This window comes from Novosphingobium rhizovicinum (genome assembly GCF_040813635.1).
Lineage (GTDB): Bacteria > Pseudomonadota > Alphaproteobacteria > Sphingomonadales > Sphingomonadaceae > Novosphingobium > Novosphingobium rhizovicinum.
This window is the reverse complement of record NZ_JBFNXR010000052.1, coordinates 204,092-215,460: the sequence shown is the minus strand read 5'-3', so window position 1 is coordinate 215,460 and position 11,369 is coordinate 204,092. Positions and strand designations below refer to the sequence as shown.

Sequence of the window (11,369 nt, the reverse complement as noted above, 5' to 3'; positions counted from 1 at the left end):
GGGGCCGACATGGCAAAGACCCAGACAAAGAGCCTGTTCACGGCCGACCTCGTCGTGCCCGCAATCAAGGCGTCGTTCACGAAACTCGATCCCAGGGAGCTGGTCCGCAACCCGGTGATGTTCGTCACCGCCGTCGTGGCCACGCTCATGACCGTGCTGCTCGTGGTGGGGCAGGACGACCTTGGCACCGGCTTCAAGCTGCAGCTTGTCGTTTGGCTATGGCTGACCGTTCTGTTCGGCACCTTCGCCGAGGCGCTGGCGGAGGGTCGGGGCAAGGCGCAAGCGGCGTCGCTGCGCGCAACCAAGGCGGAACTGACTGCCAAGCGCCTGAAGGGCGCTGGACGTGCGTACGACGATGTTGCGGCCAACCAGCTGAAGGTCGGCGACGTCGTTCTGGTGGAAACCAACGACCTGATCCCCTCGGATGGCGAGGTGGTCTCCGGCGTGGCGTCGGTCAACGAGGCGGCAATCACGGGTGAGAGCGCGCCGGTGATCCGCGAGGCTGGCGGCGATCGTTCCGCCGTTACGGCCGGCACGCGCGTCATCTCCGATGAGATCCGCGTCAGAGTGACGGCGGAACCCGGCAAGGGCTTCCTGGACCGGATGATTGCCCTGGTGGAGGGCGCCGAGCGCCAGAAGACGCCGAACGAGATCGCACTCACCTTGCTGCTCGTGGGGCTCACGATCATCTTCCTGATTGCCGTCGGCACCATTCCCGGCTTTGCAAGCTATGCGGGCGGCAGCATCCCCGTCTCCATGCTGGCGGCCCTCCTGATCACTCTCATCCCGACTACGATCGCGGCCCTGCTTTCGGCAATCGGGATCGCGGGCATGGACCGGCTGGTTCGCTTCAACGTACTCGCCAAGTCGGGCCGAGCCGTTGAGGCGGCGGGCGACGTCGACGTGCTCCTGCTCGACAAGACGGGCACGATCACCATTGGCGATCGCCAGGCAAGTGAGTTTCGCCCGGTCGGCAGAATCGCGCCGCAGACCCTGGCCGAAGCTGCCCTATTGGCGAGCCTTGCGGATGAAACGCCCGAGGGACGCTCCATCGTCGTGCTTGCGCGTGAACGCTTCCGGGTCGCGACTGCTACTCTGCCGCAGGGAGCCGAGGTCATCCCGTTCACGGCTCAGACCCGCATTTCCGGTGTGAAGATCGGCGGCAGCCTGGTGCAGAAGGGCGCAGTGGATTCTGTACTCAAGGCCAATCCCGGCCTGGGAGAAACTGCCGCCGCCACCGAACTGCGGCGGATAACCGACGAGATCGCCCGCGCGGGTGGAACGCCGCTGGCGGTGGCGCAGGATGGCAAGCTGCTCGGCGCGATCTTCCTGAAGGACGTGGTGAAAGCAGGCATTCGTGAACGCTTCGGTGAGCTGCGGCAGATGGGCATCCGCACGGTGATGATCACCGGCGACAATCCGCTGACCGCCGCCGCCATCGCTGCCGAAGCCGGGGTCGATGACTTCCTTGCGCAGGCGACGCCGGAGGACAAGCTTGCGTTGATCCGCAAGGAGCAGGAGGGCGGCAAGCTTGTTGCGATGTGCGGCGACGGCACCAACGATGCCCCCGCGCTGGCGCAGGCCGATGTCGGCGTTGCGATGAACACCGGCACTCAGGCCGCTCGCGAAGCGGGCAACATGGTCGATCTCGACAGCGACCCTACGAAGCTGATCGAGGTCGTAGGTCTGGGCAAACAACTGCTGATGACCCGCGGGGCGCTGACGACATTCTCGGTCGCCAATGACGTGGCAAAGTACTTCGCCATCATCCCGGCCATGTTCGTGGTACTCTATCCCGGCCTGGGCGTACTCAATGTCATGGGTCTCGCCACGCCGCAGTCCGCGATCCTGAGCGCCATCATCTTCAACGCGCTGATTATCCCGCTGTTGGTGCCGCTGGCGCTCAAGGGAGTGGCTTACAGGCCTATGGGTGCCGGGCCGCTGCTGGCGCGCAACCTTGCCGTCTATGGCATGGGTGGCCTCGTCGCGCCTTTCATCGGCATCAAGATCATAGACCTCGTGGTCGGCGGGCTCGGGCTCGCCTAAGGAGTGGCAATCATGGGTAACGACTTCACCTCGGCGCTGCGGCCCGCGATCGTCCTGACGATCCTGTTCGCGGTTCTTCTCGGGATTGCCTATCCGCTGGCGATCACCGGCATCGGACAGGCTATCTTCCCGCAACAGGCGAATGGCAGCGTGATCCGTGACGCGGATGGCAAGGTTATCGGCTCGACCGTGATTGGCCAGGCATTCACGTCCGAACGTTACTTCCAGACGCGGCCCTCCGCGGCTGGCGACGGGTATGACGGGCTTGCCTCGTCCGGCTCGAACCTGGGCCCCACGTCTCAGGCATTGGCCGACCGCGTCAGGCGCGATGTGGAGAAGCGCCGTGCCGAAGGTGTGAGCGGTCCGGTCCCCGTCGATCTTGTCACCGCCAGCGGGTCGGGCCTCGATCCAGACCTGTCGCCACAAGCCGCTCTGGTGCAGGCGCCGCGGATCGCAAGAGTTCGCGATCTGCCGGTGGAGCGGGTGCGCGCGCTCGTTGAACAGCAGACCGAAACCTCCTTGCTGGGCGCACCGCACGTCAACGTGCTGGCACTCAACCGCTCGCTGGACGCGCTCACGCGCTGATGGGTCGGTCCGAAAGCGGCAGACCGGATCCCGACGCCCTCCTGCGCCACGCTGCGCAGGAGGGCCGAGGCCGTCTCAAGATCTTCCTCGGCGCTGCACCGGGGGTGGGAAAGACGTATGAGATGCTGTCCGACGGCGCGGTGCAGCGCGCCGAAGGTCGAGATGTCGTGGTAGGAGTCGTGGAGACTCATGGCCGCGCCGAGACTGAAGCGCTCCTTCGCGGACAGGAGATCATTCCTCGCCGCGCGGTGCCCTATGAAGGCCACGTTCTCTACGAGATGGACCTCGACGTGGTCCTCGAACGCGCGCCGCAGCTGGTGCTGGTGGACGAGCTGGCGCACACCAACACTTCCGGCAGCCGTCATGCGAAGCGCTTCCAGGACGTCGAGGAACTGCTCGCCGCCGGGATCGATGTCTACTCGACACTCAACATTCAGCACATCGAAAGCCTGAACGATGTCGTTGCATCGTTCACACGGGTGCGCGTGCGGGAAACCGTGCCTGACAGTATCCTGGATATGGCGGAGATCGAGGTTGTCGATATTCCTCCCGATGAGCTGATCGCCCGCCTCAAGGCGGGCAAGGTCTATCTCCCCCGGGAGGCTACGCGAGCGCTCACGCACTTTTTCTCCAAGTCGAACCTCTCGGCGCTGCGGGAGCTGGCCCTGCGCCGCGCAGCACAAGCAGTCGACGCGCAGATGCTTGACCATGTCCGGGCGCTGGGGGTGGGTGGCACCTGGGCTGCCAGCGAACGCATCGTAGTCGCGCTCAGTGAGCAGCCGGGCGCCGACGGTCTCGTCCGCGCCGCCAAGCGCATTGCCGATGCCCTTCATGCGCCCTGGACGGCGGTCTTCATCGAAACCTCGCGTGCGCAGTGTTTCGGTGAAGACGAACATCGCCGGATCGCTGCGGTGATGAACCTCGCGACCCAGCTCGGGGGTGTGGTTGCAACCGTACCCGCCACGTCGATTGTCGATGGCCTGAAGGCATACCTGACCGATGCGCGCGCGACCCAGCTGATCGTCGGCAAATCCAAGCGGTCCCGCTGGTTCGAGCTTCGTCACGGCTCGGTGGTGGACCGTGTGGTGCGCGAAACGCCCGGCGTCGCAGTTCATGTCCTGCCGCTTGAGGCGCCGCCGACCCGGAACGATCGCCCTCACATCCGCAGCCCGTGGGGATCGCGCAGCGGCTATGCCTGGACCACGGCGATGGTTGCTGGGATCACGGCTATCGCCAGCGGCCTGTTCCATGTCCTGGACCTGGGCAACGTCACACTGCTCTATTTGCTTCCGGTGATGGTGGCCGCAACCCTGTTCGGTTTGCGCACGGGGCTTTTTGCGGGGATCGCATCAAGTCTCGCCTACAACTTCTTCTTCCTGCCGCCCACGGGCACGCTGACGGTCAGCAATCCCGAGAATGTGATCTCGATCATCGTGCTGCTCGGGGTCGCCATCGCTACCAGTCAGTTGACGGCGCGGGTGCGCGCGCAGGCTGATATAGCGTCATCCAGTGCGCGCACCAACGCAGCGCTCGCCGGGTTTCTCCGGCGGTTGACGCCGCTCGGCGATCCGATCGAACTCGGACGCGCGATCTGCGAGGATGTCGCGCGCCTGTTCGGATTGAGAACCGTGCTGCTGGTCCCGCATGGCGGAGAGCTGTCGTTGCAAGCAGCCAGCGGCAAGGGCTACGATCTTGAGACCATGGAGCTGGCAGCGGCGCAATGGGCGTTCGACACGGGCGCCCCTGCGGGCAAGGGCTCCGGAACTCTCGCTGCGTCCGACTGGTACTTCCAGCCACTTCGCGCTGGCGACAAGACGCTTGGCGTGCTCGGGTTGGCGAAGGAAGACGGTGGGGATCCGCTTCGGGCCGATCAGTTGCCGCTGCTGACCGGCCTCGTCGATCAGGCTGCACTGGCGCTCGAACGACTGCGGCTTGAGGAAGAAATGCGCGATGTCGATGCCGTGCGTACGCGCGACCGGCTTCGTCAGGCGCTGCTTTCATCGGTCAGCCACGATCTTCGCACGCCGCTTACCGCGGTGATCGCTGCCGCCGATCAACTGGATCATGGCGCGACTCCAGACCTGATCGCCACCATCAAGGCGGAGTCGGCGCGCCTCAACCGCTTCGTCGCCAACCTGCTCGACATGGCGCGGGTCGAGGCGGGAGCCCTGAAGCTCAACATCGAAGCGACCGACCTCAGCGACGCCGTCACCAGCGCTGCCCATGATGCACGCCGCCCGCTTGAGGGGCACCCGCTACGGCTCGACGTTCCGCCAGATTTGCCGCTGGTGCGGGTGGACCCGCAGTTGCTTCATCACTGTCTGTTGAACCTGCTCGACAACGCAGGCCGCTATGGTGACCCCGGCACAGAGATCGTGATCGAAGGGCGCCACCTGTTCGGCCATTTGCGTCTGGCCGTGCTGGACCAGGGCCCCGGCTTGCCGCCTGGACGGGAGGCAGAAGTGTTCGAGACGTTCCGCCGGCTTGAGGGATCGGACCGGATCGTCGGCGGCACAGGTCTGGGACTCGCGATCGTCAAGGCTTTCGCAGAAGCCATGGGGATGAGCGTCGAAGCCCGCAATCGTGATGACCGGAGCGGCGCTTCCTTTGCCTTGATCTTCCCAGCCTCCCTCATCGTGCGCGATGTCGCACAGGAAAGCGTGTCCTGAAATGCTCGCCAGAGTTCTTGTGATCGATGACGATGCCGCAATTCGCCGGCTGCTGCGCAACACGCTTGAGCGGGCGGGTTACGCTGTCGTCGAGGCCGTCAACGGGCGGGATGCGCTGGCGCAAGCGGCCGCGCACCACCCCGGCGCCATTCTGCTCGACCTTGGCCTTCCCGATCGCGATGGTCTCAGTCTTATCCCGCTGCTGCGCGGTCCTGACAGCGGTGTCCTCCTCGTCGTCTCGGCGCGCGAAGCGACGGAAGAGAAAGTTACGGCGCTGGACCTCGGCGCGGATGACTACGTCACCAAGCCGTTCGACACGGAGGAACTGCTGGCGCGGCTGAGAGTGGCGCTGCGCCATCGCGGGACGTCGGAAACCACCACCAAGATCATCCAGAAGGGCGATCTGACCATCGATCTCGACAGCCGCACCGTGCGCCGTGCGGGTGAAGCATTGCACCTCACCCGCAAGGAACACGAGGTGCTTGCGGTGCTGGCCCGGCACATCGGCCGCGTCGTCACGCACGAGCGCATCATCGCGGCGGCGTGGGGCACCGATGAAGACCCGCGCATCGAGTATCTTCGCATCGTCATCCGCAACCTGCGGCAGAAGCTGGAAGCGCCAGGCCCTGTCGGAAGCGTTATCGCCAACGAACTCGGGGTAGGGTATCGTCTCCGATCAGACTGAATGCAGGCGCGTTCAGTTCGGTAGAAGAAAAAGGGGAGAGATGCGGATGTCGAAGCTATCAAGTGCCGCCAAATGGGGCGCTCTTGCCGGAGCGGCATTTGCGGCGACTAAGGTCGCCGGGCGATCGCGCGCGCTGGGCCAGGTGGCGCCAGAGCTTCGGCGGCCAGGGTTGCTTGCGGGTCTGCCTCTTAACCGGTGGTCCATTCCGGCAGTGCGGTTCGCCATCTCGCGGATGGCTGCGAAGCCTGCTGCCGGCATTCGCACGACCGAGCGTTACATATCCGGACCCTCAGGCGCGCCGAACGTACGTGTCGCCCTTGTTGAACGCGAGGGGCCGCCGCGCGAGCGGCCCGTTCTGTTGTGGGTGCATGGCGGCGGCTACGTGATCGGGAGCCCTGAAATCGACGCCGATTTCCATGCGCGCATATTGCAGGACTTGGACGTGCTGATCGTCAGCGTCGACTATCGTCTGGCGCCCGAGCATCCCTATCCGGCAGCTCTTGACGATTGTCACGCTGCGCTTTCCTGGCTCGTCAGAGCTTCCGACGAACTGCGTATCGACACAGCGCGCATCGCCATAGGAGGGCAGAGCGCCGGCGGCGGACTGGCGGCGGCCCTTGTCCAGCGCGCCGTGGATGAAGGCCCGATCAAGCCTGCGTTCCAGCTTCTGATCTATCCCATGATCGACGACCGGACCGTCAACAAAGCCGATCATGCGGGGCGAGGCCGGTTCATGTGGACTCCGGCCAATAACCGCATGGGCTGGAGCGCGTATCTGGGCAAAGAGCCCGGCGGAGAAAACGTGGCCGTCTATGCGGCTCCTGCCAGGCGAGAGGATCTTTCGGGAATGCCGCCCGCCTGGATCGGGGTCGGAACACTCGATCTGTTCTATCCCGAGTGCACCGCCTATGCGGCGCGGCTGCGTGCTGCAGGCGTCGAGTGTGACCTTGATGTGGTGCCGGGCGCCTATCACGGTTTCGAGTTAGTCGGACCCGAGAGCCCGCTCGTCTCGGCATTCAAGTCCGATGCAGTGGCCGCCTTGGGGAGAGGGATCGGCCAGAACAAGGCTTGATTTACGGCGCGGGCGGGCGCCAAGTGGGAGCATGAAGCCTCACACTCGCGGCATGGTTGCCGCCGCCGCCTTCGCCTATCTCACTGACAAGAAAGTGGCAGGCCTTTACGACCATTCGGCAGGACGGGATCTGCAGATCGCTGCGGAATTCCGTGGCGATCAGCTCCAGGGCTTCGATGGCGACCGCGCCGCGAAGTTCGGGGGCACTTTGCCCGAGATTCATGATGCTGGCGACAAGACCTTCGTGTCCTTCGAAGTCGAGGGCGCGACGGTGAAAGGGTATGATCGGGGCACATCCACCTTTTATTCGGCGCAAGTGGCTGATGGCGTCGCACAGGTGTACGACTATGCCGCGCAGGCCTGGTTTGCATACGATGTGCAGGATGCGAATTCGGCCAGCAGCTACTATCGCGCCCCGTGACGGGAAAACCCGGCATCGAAAATCTGTGACCTGAAAATCGCGAGCCCTGCTGCAGAGGGATCGCACGCGCCGGCAAGACAGGTGTTCGCCAATGTGCCTTGCAGGTGCAGGGTGCTTTGCCGGCGATCCGGAACATCCGGGTAGCCTTGCGCACGGTTTGGATGTTAGCCACCGTCGCGATGAAACGTTTTTGGGTGCACCTCTCGATCCTGCCATGCCTGCTCGTGGCGGCCTGCACGGGCGGCGGCGATGAAGCTGCCTGCTCCGGAATCCTGCTGACCGCCCCTGCGAACGGCATGGCCGGCTCTGGATCGATGTCGATTGCTCAACTGATGGCGCATTCGGCGGCGATGGGCATGACCCAGCGCGAAGCGGAGACTTTGCTATATCTCGAAGGGATCTCGCCTAGCCGCACTCTGGAGCCGGGCGAAACGATCTGTATCGACGGGAAGCCGTAATGGCGCAGCCGCTTTCATCTCGCGAGCTGGCAGATCAGCCGTCTGCGATCCGCAGGTGGTGGACGATCGGCAGAGCCACCATGGCGGAAGCCAGCAAGGACAACCTCAGCCTCATTGCCTCGGGGCTCGCCTTCTACGGATTTCTCAGCTTCGTGCCGACGCTGACCGCCGTCGTTCTCAGCTACGGGCTGATTGCCGAGCCACACCAGGTGGCAAGGCACATCGCAGTTCTGGCCAGCATCATGCCGGATGAGGCGGCGAGGATCATCGGCGTTCAGTTACAGAGCATGGTGGACGCTGCGGACGCCGGAGTGAGCGTGGGGTTGTTCCTGTCACTCACCCTCGCTCTTTACGGCGCGATGCGAGGTGCAGGAGCCATGGTCACCGCGCTCAACATTGTCTTCGAGGTGGAGGAAAGCCGCTCGTTCATCTGGCATACGGTGGTCGCGATCGTGGTTGCGCTGGGCCTGGTCGGCATGTTCATCCTCGCGAGCCTGGCGATTTCGGCTTTCACGCTCCTCCAAAGCATTCTGCCCGATCTGGGCGGCGCCGTGCGTACCGCTCTACAGCTGGGTTTCTGGCTGGCAGCGGCCTTTGGTGTGCGTGTAACCATCTCGACCATATACCGCTTTGCGCCCAGCCGTCCGCCGTGTCCCGAAAGCTGGCTCAAGCCCGGCTCTGCATTCGCCACTGTGGGCTGGATTGCGGCGACGGTCGGTTTCGCTTTCTACGTGCGGAATTTCGGGAATTACAACGCGACCTATGGCGGCCTTGGCGCAGTGATCATCTTCCTGACGTGGCTCTACATCTCCGCCTACATCATCCTTCTGGGTGCCGAGTTGAACCGCATTCTAGAGCGTGGCTGCAGTTGAGATTCATGGAGCCGGCAGGCTCGAGCGAGCGAGGATCAGCGCTTCAGCGCGTCTTCACCTTCACTAGCTGCACAGCACAGAAACCTGCGCAGTAAGGGGAAAAAACCGGCGAGCCGCGTCGCGGCAGCTCGCCGGCAAAGGAGAGGCTGTCCACCGCATAGATTGGGACGTGCCTCGGGTCGCCTCGGTTGCGGAACACGGCTGACCGGACGAGCGGTGCAGCGTGTTCTGCTTTGAAGCTCCTTTGCCTCGTCCCAAGGTCTTTGATCGATCCGGAAATTTCCCGGAGTACCCTGATGCGCTCAGATCGATTCACCTCGACTGAGCGCGACAAGTTGAGCCAGGCCATTCGTGCGGGTCTTCGAGACAATGGCCGCGCGGTGGTCTTCGACCGTGCGTGCGGAGATCGCGAGCCGGTCGGCGATTTCCTTGTTGGAATGGCCGCGTACCAGTAGATCGAAGACCTCGCGTTCGCGGCGCGTAAGCTGCCCGGTAAGGGCAGCGATGCGCCGCTCCCGCTCCGACCAGGCGAGGCCCTCCGAAACCGCCGTCAGAAGCCGTCCTTCGTCAATTGGCTTCTCCAGATAGTCGAGCCCACCGTACCGCCGAACCGCATCGACCGCATGGGCCGTCGTCGGCCACGCGGTCATGAAGACGAGGGCCAGGGCGGTATCATGGGCGCGCAGTGTTTCGGCAAAGACAAAGCCGTCGATCTCGCCCAGTTGAATGTCGCTTACCACGCAACCGATGGAGGATCCGGGCAGCGCCTCCAGCAGCTCGGCAGGGGCGGAGAATGCTAGGGCGGTATGATCGTTGCGGCCGAGCAGGCGCGCAACAGACATCGCAAAATCCCGGTCGTCATCCAGGACGGCGACGGTCGCGTGGCTCTGGGCGTTCATGCGATAGCTCCGGCGAGAGGTAGCGTGAGGACAAAGTGAACCGTTTGCGAAGTGTCCTCACGCACGAGAGTGCCCCCGTGTGCCTCGACGATGGTTCGCGCGATGATGAGACCGACGCCCATGCCCGGCTCCTGAACCGCTGATGCGCCTGGATGGGGCTTTGGATTGGCTACGATGATCTTCACGTTCTCCTGCTCGTCCTGAACGGTGAGGTCTATCGTCCGGCCCGACGCGGCGGCCGCACCGTTGCGCAGGAGGTTGACGAGCACTTGCGTCAGTTCGATTTCCTGCGCTTGAACCGACAAGTCCGGGGAGATCGGCGCGACCTCCAGCCTGGCGGCTCTGGCCTTCAGGTCCGAGGCCACGATCTGCCGTGCCGTGTCGATCAGCATGGCGATGGGCACGACCGACGGCTCGTCCACGTCGCGCCCGCCGAACCTGCGCAGGCGGCGCACCATCTCCGACAGAGTGTGCGCCTTGCGATCGACCAGTTCGGCGCTGGCCGTGATGTCCGCATCAAGCCCGGCGGTGCGTTCTCGCAGATGCCCGGCCTCGATGGTCAGCGTGGAAAGCGGCTGGCTGATCTCATGGATCACCGCGACCGACATGGCGCGCAGGGTCTTGAGGCGTTCGGCCTGGTACAAGAGGCGATTTCGCTTGGTCAAAAGCGCATTCGAGGCGTTCTGCGCGTCTGCGAAACTGCCCGCGAGCCATGTGATGAGGACGACGGCAGCCATATCCAGATGAAGGTCGAGACGGGACGAATTCCCGACCGAGCCGATCGAGTAAGGGAGAAATACCAGCACTTCGGCCAATATGGTCAGCCAGGCAGCGGCCCGTCCGAACCGCAGGCCGATCCACGCGCCCGCGAGCAGGGTAGGCAGGGGCTGCGCCCCCAGGCCCGCGCGCCACAGCGGCGCCGCCAGCAGGAGGCATACGCCCATCACGGCGATGCTTTCGAGCACAGGCTGTGCGCGGGGAGGGGGAATGCGGGGCGGCGTTGAACCATCGAGCACTCCCGCAAACCACAGCAGCGCCGGGGCCAGCACCAGAACGCCGAGCAGATCGCCGACCGTCAAACCGGTCAGAGCGACTGCGATGTCCGCTCCAGCCCGGTAAGCCGTCGAAGAAGAAGGCACCAGTGCTTCGGCAAGAAGCACGCTCAGCGCGTTGAACACCGGGGCACAAACAGCGGCAAGCCCGAACGCCAGCGGCGGCAGAGTGAGCGCGCCCTTGCGATGGTGTACGAGCCAATGGACCATGCCGACTGCGGCGGCGTAAGCCACGCCCGGCCGTAGTACGCCGATTACCTCCTGCAGGAGCATCGGCGACGTCAAGGAGATCGTTCCCGTGAGGAAGTCGACTCCCAGTTCGGTGGCCATCAGCCAGGGCGCGAGCGCGGCGCCGCGATACCACAGCACCGCAAAGCGCAGCCCTGCGGCAGGGTACCATAGTGAAAAGAAGCCCGCCCCACCCCAGGGGCTGGCCGACCAGTGCAGCAACGCGAAGGCCAGCGCATAGACTGCCAGCAGCGCAAGGTCGCCTCTGCGCGGGACGAGCGCGCGCACGAAAAGGCCCGGCATCGCTCTGCCTGGAGTAACCGCCACACTCATGACGCCCCCTCTGGCCACTTGATGCGGCAAGCGGAAGCCGGAAATTATA

General features: G+C 64.4%; 10 protein-coding genes. 8 read left to right on the top strand and 2 right to left on the bottom strand.

The window, feature by feature from the left end:
* Positions 1-9 precede the first annotated feature (9 nt).
* The 8 genes from kdpB (at position 10) to ABUH87_RS15205 (ending at position 8,808) form a co-directional block, all read left to right on the top strand.
* Positions 10-2,046, top strand: coding sequence for a potassium-transporting ATPase subunit KdpB (gene kdpB, locus ABUH87_RS15240; protein WP_367774947.1), 2,037 nt, complete (start codon positions 10-12; stop codon positions 2,044-2,046).
* 12 nt (positions 2,047-2,058) lie between these two features.
* The gene (gene kdpC, locus ABUH87_RS15235) at positions 2,059-2,631 is read left to right on the top strand and encodes a potassium-transporting ATPase subunit KdpC (protein ID WP_367774946.1); all 573 of its coding nucleotides are present in this window, start codon (positions 2,059-2,061) and stop codon (positions 2,629-2,631) included.
* A complete protein-coding gene (locus tag ABUH87_RS15230) occupies positions 2,631-5,300 on the top strand; it encodes a DUF4118 domain-containing protein (protein WP_367774945.1) in 2,670 nt (889 codons plus the stop codon). Before kdpC ends, ABUH87_RS15230 begins: the two co-directional genes overlap by 1 nt.
* A 1-nt stretch (position 5,301) precedes the next feature.
* A complete protein-coding gene (locus tag ABUH87_RS15225) occupies positions 5,302-5,985 on the top strand; it encodes a response regulator transcription factor (protein ID WP_367774944.1) in 684 nt (227 codons plus the stop codon).
* A gap of 46 nt (positions 5,986-6,031) precedes the next feature.
* Entirely contained in the window at positions 6,032-7,057 is a 1,026-nt protein-coding gene (locus tag ABUH87_RS15220) for an alpha/beta hydrolase (RefSeq protein ID WP_367774943.1), read from the top strand.
* 31 nt (positions 7,058-7,088) lie between these two features.
* On the top strand, positions 7,089-7,478 hold the full coding sequence (locus ABUH87_RS15215) for a hypothetical protein (RefSeq protein ID WP_367774942.1): 390 nt from the start codon (positions 7,089-7,091) through the stop codon (positions 7,476-7,478).
* Positions 7,479-7,657: 179 nt separating this feature from the next.
* Positions 7,658-7,936: a hypothetical protein gene (locus ABUH87_RS15210; protein WP_367774941.1), complete on the top strand. Its 279-nt coding sequence runs from the start codon at positions 7,658-7,660 to the stop codon at positions 7,934-7,936.
* Entirely contained in the window at positions 7,936-8,808 is an 873-nt protein-coding gene (locus ABUH87_RS15205; protein WP_367774940.1) for a YihY/virulence factor BrkB family protein, read from the top strand. The genes ABUH87_RS15210 and ABUH87_RS15205 overlap by 1 nt, the downstream gene beginning before the upstream one ends.
* A 302-nt stretch (positions 8,809-9,110) precedes the next feature.
* On the opposite strand, the gene ABUH87_RS15200 is transcribed toward ABUH87_RS15205, so the two are convergent.
* Positions 9,111-9,707: a response regulator transcription factor gene (locus ABUH87_RS15200; RefSeq protein WP_367774939.1), complete on the bottom strand. Its 597-nt coding sequence runs from the start codon at positions 9,705-9,707 to the stop codon at positions 9,111-9,113.
* Positions 9,704-11,320: an ATP-binding protein gene (locus ABUH87_RS15195; RefSeq protein ID WP_367774938.1), complete on the bottom strand. Its 1,617-nt coding sequence runs from the start codon at positions 11,318-11,320 to the stop codon at positions 9,704-9,706. Before ABUH87_RS15195 ends, ABUH87_RS15200 begins: the two co-directional genes overlap by 4 nt.
* Positions 11,321-11,369 lie beyond the last annotated feature (49 nt).